This is a genomic window from Burkholderia sp. 9777_1386, from assembly GCF_015712265.1.
In the GTDB taxonomy this organism is placed as follows: Bacteria; Pseudomonadota; Gammaproteobacteria; order Burkholderiales; family Burkholderiaceae; genus Burkholderia; species Burkholderia cenocepacia.
Genome location: NZ_JACCQB010000014.1, coordinates 128,413 through 143,463 on the forward strand (window position 1 = coordinate 128,413; position 15,051 = coordinate 143,463).

Sequence of the window (15,051 nt, forward strand, 5' to 3'; positions counted from 1 at the left end):
ATTTTGCTCCGCGATACGACTCAAGCGTGATGGGCGTTTGCGCGGCGATACTGGTTGCCACACCGACACACCCGTCGGCCGACCGATACGAACGTAGGAGATTTCAGTGAGCCGAAACGCCATTCAGTGGACCGGGGTTTTCCCGGCCGTCAGCACCCAGTTCAAGCCGGACTTTTCCCTCGACATCGACGCCACGCACCGCGTGGTCAAGAACCTGGTGAACGACGGCGTGTCGGGCCTCGTGGTCTGCGGCACGGTCGGCGAAAACACGTCGCTGTCGACGAGCGAGAAGCTGCAGGTCATCGAGGCCGCACGCGACGCGGCCGGCGGCAAGATTCCGGTGATCGCCGGCATCGCCGAATTCACGACCGAATTCGCGCGCAACACGGTGCGCGAAGCGCAGCGCGTCGGCGTCGACGGCGTGATGGTGATGCCCGCGCTCGTCTACTCGGCGAAGCCGCACGAAACCGCCGCGCACTTCCGCGCGGTCGCGACGAGCACCGACCTGCCGGTGATGGTCTACAACAACCCGCCGATCTACAAGAACGACGTGACGCCCGACGTGCTGATCGCGCTGCAGGATTGCGAGAACATCGTCTGCTTCAAGGATTCGTCGGGCGATACGCGCCGCTTCATCGACCTGCGCAATGCGGTCGGCGATCGCTTCGTGCTGTTCGCGGGCCTCGACGACGTCGTGGTCGAGAGCATCGCGGTCGGCGCGGAAGGCTGGGTGTCGGGCATGTCGAACGCGTTCCCGAAGGAAGGCGAGACGCTGTTCCGCCTCGCGAAGCAGAAGCGCTTCGACGAAGCGCTCGCGCTGTATCGCTGGTTCATGCCGCTGCTGCACCTCGACGCACGCCCCGACCTCGTGCAGTGCATCAAGCTGTGCGAAGAGCTGGTCGGCCGCGGCAGCGCGATCACGCGCCCGCCGCGCCTCGCGCTGCAAGGCGACACGCTCGCGGAAGTGAAGGCCATCGTCGCGAAGGCGCTCGAAACGCGCCCGGCGCTGCCCGACGTCGGTCTCTGATCGACGCCCCTGCGGCGGCGCGCGGGCTTGCCCCTGTTCGTCGCCGTCCGCGGTCCGGCATGGCCTGCGGGCCCGCTCGCCCCGGCGCCAGCCCGCGCCGACGGTGAACGGGCCGCGGCCCGCCCCGGTCGTTCGAACCGGGCGACGCCGGCCGGCAGGCGTGCGCGCTGCTCCGTCGGAGCGCGCCACGCGCGCCTGCACCGACATTCCCCAGGAGACAAGCCCATGCCAGGCCAAGGCAACGCACACCCGTCTGTCCCGCTTTCCCGTTCCGCGCCCCCCGGCGCGGGTCACGGCAAGTTCAAGAAACAGCTGTCGCTGACCGATCTCACGTTCATCGGTCTCGGCGCCATTTTCGGTTCAGGGTGGCTGTTCGCCGCGAGTCACGTGTCGACGATCGCGGGCCCGGCCGGCATCTTCTCGTGGCTGCTCGGCGGCTTCGCGGTGCTGCTGCTCGGCATCGTCTACTGCGAACTCGGCGCCGCGCTGCCGCGCGCGGGCGGCGTGGTGCGCTACCCGGTGTTCTCGCACGGCCCGCTGCTCGGCTACCTGATGGGCTTCATCACGCTGATCGCGTTCTCGAGCCTGATCGCGATCGAAGTCGTCGCCGCGCGCCAGTACGCGGCCGCATGGTTTCCGGGGCTGACGGTCGAGGGATCGAGCGACCCCACCACGCTCGGCTGGCTCGTGCAGGCCGCGCTGCTCTGCTTCTTCTTTTACCTGAACTATTCGAGCGTGAAGACGTTCGCGAAGGCGAACAACATCATCAGCATCTTCAAGTTCATCGTGCCGCTGTCGGTGATCGCGGTGCTGTTCACGTTCTTCAAGCCCGCGAACCTGACCGTGCACGGCTTCGCGCCGTTCGGCATGCCGGGCATCGAGATGGCCGTGTCCGCCGGCGGCATCATCTTCGCGTATCTCGGGCTCACGCCGATCGTGTCGGTCGCGAGCGAGGTGCGCAATCCGCAGCGCACGATCCCGATCGCGCTGATCCTGTCGATCCTGCTGTCGACGCTGATCTACGTGCTGCTGCAACTCGCGTTCATCGGCAGCATCCCGACGGCCATGCTCGCCGCAGGCTGGCACGACGTGAGCAAGGCGTTCTCGCTGCCGTACCGCGACATCGCCCTCGCGCTCGGCGTCGGCTGGCTCGCGGTGATGGTCGTCGCCGACGCGATGATCTCGCCGAGCGGCTGCGGCAACATCTACATGAACGCGACGCCGCGCGTGGTCTACGGCTGGGCGAAGACGGGCACCTTCTTCAAGGTGTTCACGCGCGTCGACGAAGCGTCGGGCATCCCGCGCGCGGGCCTGTGGCTCACGTTCGGCCTCGCGATCTTCTGGACGCTGCCGTTCCCGTCGTGGGAAGCGCTGATCAACATCGTGTCGGCCGCGCTGGTGCTCAGCTATGCGGTCGCCCCGGTGTCGGTCGCCGCGCTGCGCCGCACCGCGCCCGACCTGCCGCGGCCGTTCCGCGCCAGCGCGTTCGGCCTCACCGGCCCCGCGTCGTTCGTGATCGCCGCGTTGATCGTCTACTGGTCGGGCTGGAGCACGGTGTCCTGGCTGCTCGGCCTGCAGATCGTGATGTTCGCGATCTATCTCGCGTGCCGCCGCTGGGTGCCGACCGCGCACCTGAGCCTCGCCGAGCAGGTGCGTTCGTCCGCGTGGCTGATCGCGTTCTATGCGGCGATGATCGTGCTGTCGTATCTCGGCGGCTTCGGCGGCACGGGCCGGCTCGCGCATCCGTACGACACGGTCGTCGTCGCGGCCGTCGCGCTCGTCATCTACTACTGGGGCGCAAACACCGGCGTGCGCACCGACAAGCTGCAACTCGACGACGACGAGGATTGACGCGCGCGCCCTTCTCCCTTCCAGCGGCCGGGCGCAGCACGCCCGGCCCGGCTTTTTTCCGAGGAAAACCATGCAACTCACAGGTCAGCTCCTGATCGGCCAGTCGGCCGTCGCCGGACAGAACGGCACTCTCCATGCGATCGCCGCCGCCACCGGCGCACCGCTCGAACCGGCGTTCGGCGGCGCGAGCCTGCACGATCTGGAAACGGCGTGCGCACTCGCCGACGACGCGTTCGACACCTATCGCGAAACGTCGCTCGACGCACGCGCCGCGTTCCTCGACGCGATCGGCCGCCACATCATGGCGCTCGGCGACGACCTGATCGAGCGCTGCGTCGTCGAAACGGAGCTGCCGCGCGCGCGCATCGAAGGCGAACGCGGCCGCACGGTCGGCCAGCTCGCGCTGTTCGCGTCGCTCGTGCGGGACGGCGGTTTTCTCGACGCCCGCATCGACCCGGCGCGCCCCGAACGCAAGCCGCTGCCGCGCGTCGACCTGCGCCTGCGCAACGTCGCGGTCGGGCCAGTGGCCGTGTTCGGCGCGTCGAACTTCCCGCTCGCGTTCTCGGTGGCCGGCGGCGACACGGCGTCGGCGCTCGCGGCCGGCTGCCCGGTGATCGTCAAGGCGCATTCCGCGCATCCGGGCACGTCGGAACTCGTCGGCCGCGCGATCCAGCAGGCCGCGCGCGAATGCGGGATGCCGGCCGGCGTGTTCTCGCTGCTGTTCGACGCATCGCGCGAGATCGGCCAGGCGCTCGTCGCCGATCCGCGCATCAAGGCGGTCGGCTTCACCGGGTCGCGTCGCGGCGGCGTCGCGCTGATGCATATCGCGGCTGCGCGCCCCGAGCCGATCCCCGTCTATGCGGAAATGAGCTCGATCAACCCGGTGCTGCTGTGTCCCGCCGCGCTCGACGCACGTCACGATGCGATCGCGCCGCAGTTCGTCGCGTCGCTCACGCTCGGCGCCGGCCAGTTCTGCACGAACCCGGGCCTCGTGCTGGCGGTCGACGGCCCCGCGCTGCGCGCGTTCGAATCCGCAGCGGCCGACGCCGTGCGCGCCGTCGCCGCCCAGACGATGCTGACACCGCCCATCCATGCGAGCTACGCGCAAGGCGTCGCGGCGCTGCGCGATCACTCGGCCGTCGCGCTGCTGGCCGAAGGCGTCGAAGGCGGCCGCCATCAGGCGCGCGCGGCGCTGCTCGCAACCTCTGCGGACGCATTCATCGCCCACCCCGAATTGCGCGACGAAGTGTTCGGTCCCGCGTCGCTGATCGTGCGCTGCCCGGACACCGACACGCTGCATCGCGTGCTGAAATCGCTCGAAGGCCAGTTGACGATCGCCGCACACATCGCCGACGGCGACGCGGCGCTGTTCGCCGCGCTGCGTCCGACGCTCGAACGCAAGGCCGGCCGCATTCTCGTCAACGGCTTCGGCACGGGCGTCGAGGTCGGCCATGCGATGGTGCACGGCGGTCCGTTCCCAGCGACGTCCGACACGCGCACGACGTCCGTCGGCGCGCGCGCGATCGAGCGCTTCCTGCGGCCCGTGTCGTACCAGGACGTGCCGGACGCGCTGCTGCCGGACGCGATCCGCAGCAGCAATCCGCTGCACGTGCCGCAACGCATCGACGGCGTGCCCGCCCCGCGCGAGGTGAACCATGGCTGACCACACCACCGAAGTCGTCCTGTCGCTCGATGAAGTCCACGCGCTCGCGTTGCGCGTGCTGACGCACCACGGGATGTCCGACGCGCATGCGCGCGCCATCGCGAACGTGATCACGCAGGGCCAGCGCGACGAATGCCATTCGCACGGCGTGTACCGGCTGCTCGTCTGCGTGCGGTCGCTGAAGAAAGGCAAGGTCGATCCGCAAGCCGTGCCGACGCTGCGCCGGCTGTCGTCGTCGATCGTCGCGGTCGATGCGCATCGCGGCTTCTCGCTGCTGAGCTTCGAAACCGGGCTGCCCGTGCTGGTCGAGATGGCGAAGCAGCACGGCATCGCCGCGATGGCGATCAACCACTGCTATCACTTCTCCGCGCTGTGGCCCGAGGTCGAGGCGATCGCGGCCGAAGGGCTGGTCGGCATCGCGATGAACCCGAGCCACAGCTGGGTCGCGCCGGAAGGCGGCCGCGAACCGGTGTTCGGCACCAACCCGATCGCGTTCGCGTGGCCGCGCCCGGGCGGCGAGCCGTTCGTGTTCGATTTCGCGACGAGCGCGATCGCGCGCGGCGACATCGAGCTGCACGCGAAGCAAGGCAAGGCGATTCCGTCGCACTGGGCGATCGACGCGGACGGTCAGCCGACCACCGACCCGAAGGCCGCGCTGCAAGGCGCGATGCGCACGTTCGGCGGCCACAAGGGTTCGGCGCTCGCGGCGATGGTCGAGCTGCTCGGCGGCGCGCTGATCGGCGACATGACGAGCCGGGAATCGATGGACTTCGACGAGGGCGTCGGCGCGACGCCGTGCCACGGCGAACTCGTGATCGCGTTCGATCCGAAGGTATTTCTCGGCGACGAGCTCGACACGGGGCTCGCGCGCGGCGAGCGGATGTTCGAATCGATCGTCGCGCAGGGCGCGCGGCTGCCGTCGCAACGACGCTTCGACGCCCGCGCGCGCAGCATCGCGAACGGCGTGCGGATTCCGAAGCCGCTGTACGACGAGATCCTGACGCTGCTCGACTGACGCACGCTCGAGCGGCACGGCGCGGCTTCATCGTCGCCAGGACGGGCGAGGAAGCCGCCGTCCGGCTGCGCTGAAGATGGCCTGCGTCCCGTTTCGGGCCCGGCGCGCTTGGCGCACGCGGTCGCTGCCCGGCTCACGCCCCCGCCGCCCGCCCGCTCCCGGCGCCGCAGGCCCGTCGGCTGTGGGATAATCGCGGAGTTTGCCCAGGGCGCAGCTCAAGAGGTTGTTCGCACGGGCGCGAGAGAGGCCTTTATTCCCGTGCCTCCACCCTTTTCCCGCGATATTTCTTCAGCCATCACCATGCCCACTTACCGCTCCAAAACCTCTACCGCCGGCCGCAACATGGCAGGTGCGCGCTCGCTGTGGCGCGCCACCGGCATGAAAGACGACGATTTCTCGAAGCCGATCATCGCGGTCGTCAACTCGTTCACGCAATTCGTGCCCGGGCACGTGCACCTGAAGGATCTCGGCCAGCTCGTCGCGCGCGAGATCGAGGCCGCCGGCGGCGTCGCGAAGGAATTCAACACGATCGCGGTCGACGACGGCATCGCGATGGGCCACGACGGCATGCTGTACTCGCTGCCGAGCCGCGACATCATCGCCGACTCGGTCGAATACATGGTGAACGCGCACTGCGCGGACGCGATGGTGTGCATCTCGAACTGCGACAAGATCACGCCGGGGATGCTGATGGCCGCGATGCGCCTCAACATTCCGGTGATCTTCGTGTCGGGCGGCCCGATGGAAGCCGGCAAGACGCGCCTCGCGAACCCGGTCACCAAGACCGTCGAACTGAAGAAGCTCGACCTCGTCGACGCGATGGTGATCGCGGCCGACCAGTCGTATTCGGACGCCGACGTCGCCGAAGTCGAACGCTCGGCCTGCCCGACCTGCGGCTCGTGCTCGGGCATGTTCACCGCGAACTCGATGAACTGCCTGACCGAAGCGCTCGGCCTGTCGCTGCCCGGCAACGGCACGGTGGTCGCCACGCACGCCGATCGCGAACAACTGTTCAAGCGCGCCGGCCGCCGTATCGTCGAACTGACGCGCCAGCACTACGAGCAGGACGACGAACGCGTGCTGCCGCGCTCGGTCGGCTTCAAGGCGTTCGAGAACGCGATGACGCTCGACATCGCGATGGGCGGCTCGACCAACACGATCCTGCACCTGCTCGCGATCGCGCAGGAAGCCGGCATCGACTTCACGATGAAGGACATCGACCGCCTGTCGCGCACCGTGCCGCAGCTGTGCAAGGTCGCGCCGAACACGAACAAGTACCACATCGAGGACGTCCACCGCGCAGGCGGCATCATGGCGATCCTCGGCGAGCTCGAGCGCGCCGGCAAGCTGCACACCGACGTGCCGACCGTCCACGCGCCGACGCTGAAGGACGCGCTCGACCAATGGGACATCGTCCTCACGCAGGACGACGCGGTCCGCACGTTCTACCTGGCCGGCCCGGCCGGCATCCCGACGCAGGTCGCGTTCAGCCAGAACACGCGCTGGCCGAGCCTCGATCTCGACCGCGCCGAAGGCTGCATCCGCTCGTACGAGCATGCGTTCTCGAAGGAAGGCGGCCTCGCGGTGCTGACGGGCAACATCGCGCTCGACGGCTGCGTCGTGAAGACGGCCGGCGTCGACGAGAGCATCCTCGTGTTCGAAGGCTCCGCTCATGTGACCGAATCGCAGGACGAAGCGGTCGAGAACATCCTGAACGACAAGGTCAAGGCCGGCGACGTGGTGATCGTGCGCTACGAAGGCCCGAAGGGCGGCCCGGGCATGCAGGAAATGCTCTACCCGACCAGCTACATCAAGTCGAAGGGGCTCGGCAAGGCGTGCGCGCTGCTGACGGACGGCCGGTTCTCGGGCGGTACGTCGGGCCTGTCGATCGGCCACTGCTCGCCGGAAGCGGCAGCGGGCGGCGCGATCGGCCTCGTGCGCGACGGCGACCGGATCCGCATCGACATTCCGAACCGCACGATCGACGTGCTGGTGTCGGACGAGGAACTGGCGCGCCGCCGCGAAGAGCAGAACGCGAAGGGCTGGAAGCCGGCGCAGCCGCGTCCGCGCAAGGTGTCCGCCGCGCTGAAGGCATACGCGAAGCTGGTCATGTCGGCCGACAAGGGCGCCGTGCGCGATCTGTCGCTGCTCGACGACTGACGACGCATGCGACGGGCGACCGGTAGCGTCTTGCCCCGCCGCGCTTGCCCAGTCAAAAAGCCGCTCTCCGGAGCGGCTTTTTTTCGTCTGGCACCGGGAAAATCCGCGTCACCGACGCCATCAGTGACGGAGTTCGTCGGGACCGCCACCTCCGCCGCCGCCGTGGTTGCCCCCGCCGTTTCCGCCGCCTTGCGGCCGCGCATAACCGCCGCCACCCCAGCCGCCCTGGCGCGCGGGCTGAGGCATCGTGCGGCCCTCGCCGCCCGGTGCGGGCGACGGGTGCAGCACGGCCGGCGGCGGATTGGCCGGACGCGCATTACCCGCTCCGCCCGGCATCGGCGTCGGCGCTGCCGGGCTGGCCGGGCGCGCATTACCCATCCCGCCCGGCATCGGCGTGGGCGCCGGCGTCGGCGCAGCCGGCGGCGGCACGCGGTTCGCGCCATTCCAGCCGCCACGCGTGGCCGACGGCCGCGTGTCATGCACGGGCGGCGGGCCGCCCGGCGCGACCTGCAGCGGCGCGCCCGGTTGCGGACGCCCTTGCGCCGGCGGCATGCCGCCGGGGCCGAGCCTCGGCTCCGCACGATGCGCCCAACGATCGCGGTCGGGATACCACGGGCGATGCCGGTAATAGCGATCCCAGTACGCGCCGATCGCGAACCCGGTCACCGGCACGCCGATGATCGCGCCGTATTCGAGCAGCGGCACGTAGCTGCCCTGGTACGGATAGTCGAGCAACTGCGCATCGATCCAGCCGCGCACGCCCGGCAGGGCGACGTCGCACCACGTGTAGTCGCTCAGGCAACCGAAGACGTCGAGCGCGGTGCCGGGCGGAATCTGCGCGACCACCGGATAATCGGGCGCCGGCCCGGCAAACAGCTCGGCCGGCGAATTCGTGTAAGCGCTGCTCTGCGCATCGGCGACGCCCGGCGCGGCCGCGAGGCCGGCCAGGACGACGCACAGACTTCGGACAATCGTGTTCCTCATGATGCTCTCCCGCGCAACGTCGCCGCGCGCCGGTCAGTGCCGATGGCCGCCGCCCCAGTGGCCGCCACCCCAATGTCCACCGCCCCACGGCCGATGCCAGTACCCGCCGCGGCCGCCCCAGTAGCCGCCGCCCCAGCGGCCCCAGAAGCCGATCGTCACGGGCGGCCCGTACCAGCCGGAGTAGTACGCCGGGTAAGCGTACGGATACGGCGGCGGCACGTAGGCCGGCGCGACATACACGGGCACTGCCGGGCCGGCGTCGACTTCTGCCTGGGGCACGGTCGACGCGGCCGGGCCGGGCGCGGTCGGTGCGGCCGGAATCTCGCGCTGCGTCACCGTGGCGGGCACCGGCGCGTAATAAGGTGCATAACCGTACGGGCTCGTGTAGTAGCAGCCGCCAAGCGCCAGGGCGGCCAGCGCGACGACGGCGGGCCTCGCGGCGGAAATCGGGTTCATCTCGTACTCCGGCAGAATCCGCGCGTCGCCGCCGGGCGCGCGCCTGACTCTAGCTTACGTCCCCTGCAGATTTCCGCGCGTATGATCCGTTACTTTTTGTTTCCTGCCCTGGACGGCAGGGCGGGCACGCCGCGTGCTGGCCCGTCCGCGGCGCCGGCGTTGAAGTTGGCGCAAATGCCCTCAACTTGAACGATGTCGGCTGACCGGCGCGGACGGGCGTCCGCGACCCACCGGCAACCGCAAACCGGCGAGCTTCGGCCCGCCCCAGACAGGAACGCGGCTCGCGCCGCCATCGACATGACTACGCCACGCCCCACTCCCCGGGCGGACACACCGCTCGATCCGATCATCCAGCTGCTGGCGCTCGCCGGCGAGCAGGGTTATCTGACGCACGCCGACCTCGTCGACGCGCTGCCGCCCGAAAGCGACAGCCCCGACGCGCTCGATGTCGTGCGCGCCGCGCTGGCCGACATCGGCATCGCGGTACTCGACGAGCCGGCCGTGCCCGCGCCGTTCGCCGGCGCGGCGCCGGTCGAGGTCGACCGCGACGCGCTCGACGAAGGCCGGGCCATGCTCGGCGACCTCGCGCGCGGCACGAGCGCGTCGACCGATCCGCTCGCGCTCTACATGCGGCGCATGCACGCGGTGCCGCTGCTCACGCGCGAAGGCGAAATCGTGCTCGCCCGCGAGATCGAGACGGGCCGCCATCAGGTGCTGCACGCGATCGCCGGCTATCCGCCCGCGGTCGACGCGCTGCTCGAGCGTCATCGCGCGACGGGCACGACCGGCTCGCCCGATGACGACGACGCCGACGCGCCCGTGCCCGCCCGCTACGACACGCTGCAGGCAGCGGCGTCGGCGCTGCGCGAGGCAGTGCATGCGCATGGCACCCGTTCGGCCGAATACCGCGACGCACGCAACCACGTGGCCGCGCTGCTCGGTTCGCTCGCGTGGGTCGCGCCGGCCGTCGACGACGCGAGCCGTGTCGTGCGCGCGCTCGCGGCCGCCCCGCATGATCCGTCGGCAGGCGACGCGGCGTGCTTCGATGCGGTTGCACGGCGCGCGCTTGCTGCCGCGCTGAGCGACGGCCAGCAGAAGGTGCGCGACGCGACGCGGGCGATGCTCGAGGCGAACCTGCGGCTCGTGCTGTCGATCGCGCGCAAGTACCTGAACCGCGGCGTCGACCTGTCCGACCTCGTGCAGGACGGCTGCCTCGGCCTGATGCGCGCGATCGAGAAATTCGAATACCGGCGCGGGTTCAAGTTCTCGACCTATGCGACCTGGTGGATTCGCCAGGCGATCGCGCGCGCGGTCGCGGATCGCTCGCGTACGATCCGCGTGCCGGTGCACGTCGGCGACCAGTACCAGCGCGTGCAGCGGCATGCGCTGCGCTTTCGGCAGCGCACGGGCCGCCGCGCCACGCCGGCCGAGCTCGCGGCCGAAACCGGCCTCGCCGAAGACAAGCTGCGCGCGGTGCTCGCGCTGCCCGCCGAGCCGGTCTCGCTCGACACGCCGCTGCCGGACGCGGACACCGGCCTCGTCGAACTGATCGAGGACCAGGCATCGGCCAGCCCGTTCGAGCAACTGGCCGACACGCGCATGCGCGACTGCGTGCGGTCGCTGCTGCGGTCGGTCACGCCGACCGAGGCCGACGTGCTGCGCCGGCGGTTCGGCCTCGGCGGCGCCGAGCCCGACACCTACGACGCGATCGCGCAGGATGCGGGGATGTCGCGCGAGCGCGTGCGACAGATCGAGAAACGGGCGCTCGCCGCGCTGCGCACGGCCGCCGAGGCCGAGAACGCGCAGTCGTTTCTCGACGCGTAACCGCATCGCGCGCGGTGCACGGTCATGCCGCGTTCCGGCACGACCGTGCGCTGCGTGCCTGTGTTACGTTTGCCATTGACGCGCATCAAGTTTTCTTCATCGCGCGTCGCGACAATGATTGACAGCCGACCGGCGCATCGCTCGCCGCGTCCATTCCGTTTGTGCTTTCCGGGTCCCTTGCCATGCAGTCGACCGTCAGCCAGACGTACGAGGAAAACCGGCCTGTCGCGGCCTGCCTGCGCGAGGCCGCGCAATGGCTCGTCGACCAGGGCGCGAACCCGTACCGGGTCGCCGCTTACCGCGCCGCGGCCGATACGGTCGACGCGCTCGACCGCGACATCCGCAGCGTATTCGACTCCGGCGGCGTCGAGGCACTCGGCGCGCTGCCCGACATCGGCACGGGCGTCGCGCAGGCGATCGCCGAGCTGCTGGTCACGGGACGCTGGCGCCAGCTCGACCGCTTGCGCGGCGACGCCGAACGCGTGTCCGCATTCGAAGCGGTGCCGGGCATCGGCCACGCGCTCGCGCTGCGCATTCATGACGCGCTGCACATCGACACGCTGGAGGAGCTCGAACGCGCGGCCCGCAACGGCCAGCTCGAAACGATCGCGGGCGTCGGCCCGCGGCGCGCGGTCGGCATCCGCGCCGCGCTCGACGACGTGCTGAGCCGGCGCCGCCGCTGGCAAGGCCACATGCAAAGCGCCGGCCCCGGCACGGAGCCGCCCGTCGAACTGCTGCTTTACATCGATCGCCAGTACCGCAACAAGGCGGCCGCCGGCGTACTGCCGACGCTCGCGCACCGGCGCCTGAACGCGGACGGTTACGTGCCGCCGCCGGTGATGCACATGACGAAAGGCGGCTGGCATTTCACGGTGCTGAGCCAGCATGCCGCAATGCGTACGCCGGAAGCCGGCCGCCCGACCGACTGGGTCTCGCTCTATTTCTACGACGCGGTGCAATGCGAGCACCAGCGCACCGTGTTCACCGAAACGTACGGCGCGCTCGTCGGCAAGCGGATCGTGCGCGGGCGCGAGATGGAATGCCGCGTGTATTACGCGGGATGAGTCGGGCGTCGGCGGCGCTTCGCTGACGTCGAAGGCGGCACGGACCGGCAGCGCCGTCTCGCGATTCGGCACGTACGTCGAACCCGCCACGTCACCACGTCACCGCCCTTCCGTCGCATGGCTACCGAACCGCCCGCCTCGCGCAGGCTCGCCGCTACGCGGCGCCTTCCGCCTTCGCACGGCGCGCCGGATGACGATGCGCGGCAATGCGCAACAGCTTCTGGAACGACGGGCATTCGAGATGGTTCGCCGCCGGGCACACGGCCGCATGCCGCAGCGCATCGCGCACCGCACCGAGACGGCGGATCGTGCGGTCGAGCTCGTCCGCCTTGCCGTCGAGCTTCGCGCGGTCGATCGCGGGCCGCCCCTGCGCGCCGACCATCGCGAGGATGTCGTCGAGGGAAAAACCGGCCTCCCGACCGAGCGCGATCAGCGCCAGGCGCTCCAGCACCGATTCGTCGTATTGCCGCCGCAGCCCGTGCCGGCCGATCGGAACGATCAGCCCTTTTTCCTCGTAGTAGCGCAGCGTCGATGCGGGCAATCCCGTGCGCCGCGCGACGTCCGCAATGTCCAGTCGGCCCATGCTTGACCTCAAGTTCACTTGAAGTTGCAAGATAGTCGCTCGACTCCATCAAGACAAGCCGGACCGCCATGAAACCGTTGAACCCGCGTCGCATTCCGCCGTGCCGCATCGCCGTCATCGCTCGCTGCGGAGGTGCGCGATGAGCCCGTCCGACGTCCTGCTCAAGCTGCTGTTGATCGGCGCGGGCGCCACGCTCCTGATGGACCTGTGGACGCTGTTCCGACGGCGTGCGTTCGGCATTCCGTCGCTCGACTACGCGCTGGTCGGCCGCTGGCTCGGCCACATGACGCACGGCCGGTTCCGCCATGCGTCGATCAGCACCGCTGCCCCAGTGGCCGGCGAACGCGCGCTCGGCTGGATCGCGCATTACGCGATCGGCATCGCGTTCGCGGCACTGCCCGTGCTGATCGCCGGCCCGACGTGGATCGATGCGCCGACGCCGCTTCCCGCACTCGTCGCCGGGCTCGCGAGCGTGGTCGCCCCGTTCTTCGTGATGCAGCCGGCGTTCGGCTTCGGCATCGCGGCGTCACGCACGCCGCAACCGGGCGTCGCGCGCCGGAGCAGCCTCGTCACGCATCTGTCGTACGGGGTGGGGCTGTATCTCGCGGCGTACCTGCTCGCGGCGCTGACCCGTTGAGCTGCGCGCCGGCGTATCCCCAGCCGCGCCTGTCCGTCTCCAGCAAACCGACGAGATCAGCCGCCGTCGCCGCGCTGCGCCGTGTCCTCGTAGCGATCGAGCGCGTCGAGCAGGTTGCCCGGCCGGCTCATCTCGGCCCTTAGCCGGGCGGCCTTCTCGATATCGGCCGGCGCGGTGAGCTTCGCGCCCTGATCGAGGTACGCCTGAGCGCGCGTCTCGCCGGCGGCGGCAGCCAGGCCCAGCAGCGCGTTCGCGGCGATCGGATCGTGCCCGGCACCGCCACCCGCGTAGTACTGCACGCCCAGCCGGAACAGCGAGGTCGCGACACCCTGGGCCGCGGCCAGCCGATACCATTTCACCGCTTCGACGTCGTCCTGGCGCACGCCCTGCCCGTTCTCGTACATCAGCCCGAGATTGTTCTGCGCGTTCGCGTAGCCCTGCTCCGCGGCGAGTCGATACCAGTTGAATGCGTCGGTGTCGCTCTGCTTCACACCGCGCCCGCTGTCGTACAGGTAGCCGAGGGCGTTCTGCGCCTGCGGATCGCCCTGATCCGCCGCGCGTCGATACCATTTGGCGGCTTCCGCGGCATCCTGCGGCACGCCGGTCCCGGCGTCCTACATCAACCCCAGATACAGTTGCCCCCTGGGCAGGCCCTGTTCGGCCGCACGCCGGTAAAGCCGCACTGCTTCCGCACTATCCTGCGGCGCGCCTTCGCCGTGCTCGTATGCGCGACCGAGATTGCACAACGCATTGCCGTGGCCCTGTGCGGCCGCACGCCGATACCAGTTCACGGCCTCCGCCCGGCTTTGCTCGACGCCGACGCCGGTTTCGTACAGCGTACCGAGGTTGTTCTGCGAGGCCGCATCGCCCTGGTCGGCGGCCCGCCGATACCATTTCGCGGCTTCGGCGGGATTCTGCTCGACGCCGTCGCCGTGCTCGTACATCAGCGCGACGTCGAATTCGCCGTCCAGGTCGCCGCGCTTCGCCTTCTCCATCGCCGCGTCAAAGGCCGCGGGCGCATCGTCGTGCCCGAGCCAGACGATGCCGACCCCGAGGATCAGTGCGACTGCGAGCGCGATCAGGATCGCAATACCGGCCTTCCGGCCGATTCGTCGGGCCTGGATCATCTCTCGGTGTTCTCTTTTTTGTGGTTGCAAGCGGTGCGCCCGACCGGGCGCCCGCGTCATTCGCCGCCGCAGTCGATCAGGTTGCGCCGCACGCGCCCGAGCAGCCGCACCAGCGTCTCGCGCTCGTCGGGCGTGAAGCCGCGCAGGCCGTCGTCGGCGACGGTATCGCCCACTTCCAGCATCTGCGGAAAGATCTCGCGCGACTTGTCGGTCAACCGGATCACGAACGCACGGCGGTCGTCGTCGTTCGCCATGCGTTCGATCCAGCCATAGCTTTCCATCCGGTCGAGCAGCCGCGTGAGCGAGATCGGCGTGATCTCGAGCCATTCGGCGAGCCGCGCCTGGTTCATCTCGCCCTTCCACGTCAGGTACGCGAGCACGCGGCTTTGCGCCCGCGTCAGCCCGATGCGCTTCGCGCGCCGGTCGAACAGACGCCCGTTCAGGCGCGCCACGTCGGCGATCAGGTAACCGATCCGGTTCTCGTAGGTCTTGTCCATGCGGCGATTATAGGGTCAAGCCGGAACCGGCCTGCGGCTCCCGACCTGGCGATAAGCGGCTATATAATAAGCGTGCTTATAATTTGCGCCATACCGGATCGCCGCCCACGGCGACCGCCCCACGGAGACACCCGCTTGAACCCCGCCGCCGACGCCCCCGCCT

Annotated in this window: 13 protein-coding genes and 1 pseudogene; 8 read left to right on the forward strand and 6 right to left on the reverse strand. The window is 69.8% G+C overall.

Features of this window, described 5'->3' with window-relative positions:
* Positions 1-106 precede the first annotated feature (106 nt).
* From H0X91_RS13970 to ilvD, 5 genes are all read left to right on the forward strand, one after another.
* Positions 107-1,027: a dihydrodipicolinate synthase family protein gene (locus H0X91_RS13970; protein WP_006484863.1), complete on the forward strand. Its 921-nt coding sequence runs from the start codon at positions 107-109 to the stop codon at positions 1,025-1,027.
* Positions 1,028-1,252: 225 nt separating this feature from the next.
* On the forward strand, positions 1,253-2,878 hold the full coding sequence (locus H0X91_RS13975) for an APC family permease (protein WP_196433093.1): 1,626 nt from the start codon (positions 1,253-1,255) through the stop codon (positions 2,876-2,878).
* A gap of 70 nt (positions 2,879-2,948) precedes the next feature.
* On the forward strand, positions 2,949-4,541 hold the full coding sequence (locus tag H0X91_RS13980; RefSeq protein ID WP_196433094.1) for an aldehyde dehydrogenase (NADP(+)): 1,593 nt from the start codon (positions 2,949-2,951) through the stop codon (positions 4,539-4,541).
* Positions 4,534-5,556 (forward strand): Ldh family oxidoreductase, encoded by a 1,023-nt coding sequence (locus H0X91_RS13985; RefSeq protein ID WP_006495060.1) that lies wholly within the window; start codon positions 4,534-4,536, stop codon positions 5,554-5,556. Before H0X91_RS13980 ends, H0X91_RS13985 begins: the two co-directional genes overlap by 8 nt.
* A gap of 300 nt (positions 5,557-5,856) precedes the next feature.
* Positions 5,857-7,716, forward strand: coding sequence for a dihydroxy-acid dehydratase (gene ilvD / locus H0X91_RS13990; protein WP_012493271.1), 1,860 nt, complete (start codon positions 5,857-5,859; stop codon positions 7,714-7,716).
* A gap of 120 nt (positions 7,717-7,836) precedes the next feature.
* On the opposite strand, the gene H0X91_RS13995 is transcribed toward ilvD, so the two are convergent.
* Positions 7,837-8,700, reverse strand: a complete 864-nt coding sequence (locus tag H0X91_RS13995) for an SH3 domain-containing protein (protein ID WP_048985790.1) — start codon at positions 8,698-8,700, stop codon at positions 7,837-7,839.
* Positions 8,701-8,733: 33 nt separating this feature from the next.
* Positions 8,734-9,156 (reverse strand): hypothetical protein, encoded by a 423-nt coding sequence (locus tag H0X91_RS14000; RefSeq protein WP_058902999.1) that lies wholly within the window; start codon positions 9,154-9,156, stop codon positions 8,734-8,736.
* Between the two features lie 297 nt (positions 9,157-9,453).
* On the opposite strand from H0X91_RS14000, the gene H0X91_RS14005 reads away from it, so the two are divergent.
* Both H0X91_RS14005 and H0X91_RS14010 read left to right on the forward strand, forming a co-directional pair.
* A complete protein-coding gene (locus H0X91_RS14005) occupies positions 9,454-10,980 on the forward strand; it encodes a sigma-70 family RNA polymerase sigma factor (RefSeq protein ID WP_006484701.1) in 1,527 nt (508 codons plus the stop codon).
* 182 nt (positions 10,981-11,162) lie between these two features.
* On the forward strand, positions 11,163-12,044 hold the full coding sequence (locus H0X91_RS14010) for a helix-hairpin-helix domain-containing protein (RefSeq protein WP_124632801.1): 882 nt from the start codon (positions 11,163-11,165) through the stop codon (positions 12,042-12,044).
* 154 nt (positions 12,045-12,198) lie between these two features.
* Here H0X91_RS14010 and H0X91_RS14015 read toward each other — a convergent pair whose 3' ends face one another.
* Positions 12,199-12,627, reverse strand: a complete 429-nt coding sequence (locus H0X91_RS14015; protein WP_006484694.1) for a helix-turn-helix domain-containing protein — start codon at positions 12,625-12,627, stop codon at positions 12,199-12,201.
* Positions 12,628-12,766: 139 nt separating this feature from the next.
* Here H0X91_RS14015 and H0X91_RS14020 point away from each other — a divergent pair, with 139 nt between their 5' ends.
* Entirely contained in the window at positions 12,767-13,264 is a 498-nt protein-coding gene (locus H0X91_RS14020; protein ID WP_196433095.1) for a DUF2938 domain-containing protein, read from the forward strand.
* Positions 13,265-13,320: 56 nt separating this feature from the next.
* Here H0X91_RS14020 and H0X91_RS35320 read toward each other — a convergent pair.
* The 3 genes and pseudogenes from H0X91_RS35320 to H0X91_RS14030 form a co-directional block, all read right to left on the reverse strand.
* Positions 13,321-13,866, reverse strand: a pseudogene (locus tag H0X91_RS35320) (tetratricopeptide repeat protein); the annotation flags it as partial.
* Between the two features lie 12 nt (positions 13,867-13,878).
* Positions 13,879-14,391, reverse strand: coding sequence for a tetratricopeptide repeat protein (locus H0X91_RS34970; protein WP_230877941.1), 513 nt, complete (start codon positions 14,389-14,391; stop codon positions 13,879-13,881).
* A 56-nt stretch (positions 14,392-14,447) separates the two neighbouring features.
* Entirely contained in the window at positions 14,448-14,888 is a 441-nt protein-coding gene (locus H0X91_RS14030; RefSeq protein WP_006484698.1) for a MarR family winged helix-turn-helix transcriptional regulator, read from the reverse strand.
* Positions 14,889-15,051 lie beyond the last annotated feature (163 nt).

Bases quoted from the DNA above. Each gene is read 5' to 3' on its own strand.
- H0X91_RS13975 (WP_196433093.1), top strand. From the start codon at position 1,253: ATGCCAGGCCAAGGCAACGCACACCCGTCTGTCCCGCTTTCCCGTTCC.
- H0X91_RS13980 (WP_196433094.1), top strand. From the start codon at position 2,949: ATGCAACTCACAGGTCAGCTCCTGATCGGCCAGTCGGCCGTCGCCGGA.
- H0X91_RS13985 (WP_006495060.1), top strand. From the start codon at position 4,534: ATGGCTGACCACACCACCGAAGTCGTCCTGTCGCTCGATGAAGTCCAC.
- ilvD (WP_012493271.1), top strand. From the start codon at position 5,857: ATGCCCACTTACCGCTCCAAAACCTCTACCGCCGGCCGCAACATGGCA.
- H0X91_RS13995 (WP_048985790.1), bottom strand. From the start codon at position 8,700: ATGAGGAACACGATTGTCCGAAGTCTGTGCGTCGTCCTGGCCGGCCTC.
- H0X91_RS14000 (WP_058902999.1), bottom strand. From the start codon at position 9,156: ATGAACCCGATTTCCGCCGCGAGGCCCGCCGTCGTCGCGCTGGCCGCC.
- H0X91_RS14005 (WP_006484701.1), top strand. From the start codon at position 9,454: ATGACTACGCCACGCCCCACTCCCCGGGCGGACACACCGCTCGATCCG.
- H0X91_RS14010 (WP_124632801.1), top strand. From the start codon at position 11,163: ATGCAGTCGACCGTCAGCCAGACGTACGAGGAAAACCGGCCTGTCGCG.
- H0X91_RS14015 (WP_006484694.1), bottom strand. From the start codon at position 12,627: ATGGGCCGACTGGACATTGCGGACGTCGCGCGGCGCACGGGATTGCCC.
- H0X91_RS14020 (WP_196433095.1), top strand. From the start codon at position 12,767: ATGAGCCCGTCCGACGTCCTGCTCAAGCTGCTGTTGATCGGCGCGGGC.
- H0X91_RS34970 (WP_230877941.1), bottom strand. From the start codon at position 14,391: ATGATCCAGGCCCGACGAATCGGCCGGAAGGCCGGTATTGCGATCCTG.
- H0X91_RS14030 (WP_006484698.1), bottom strand. From the start codon at position 14,888: ATGGACAAGACCTACGAGAACCGGATCGGTTACCTGATCGCCGACGTG.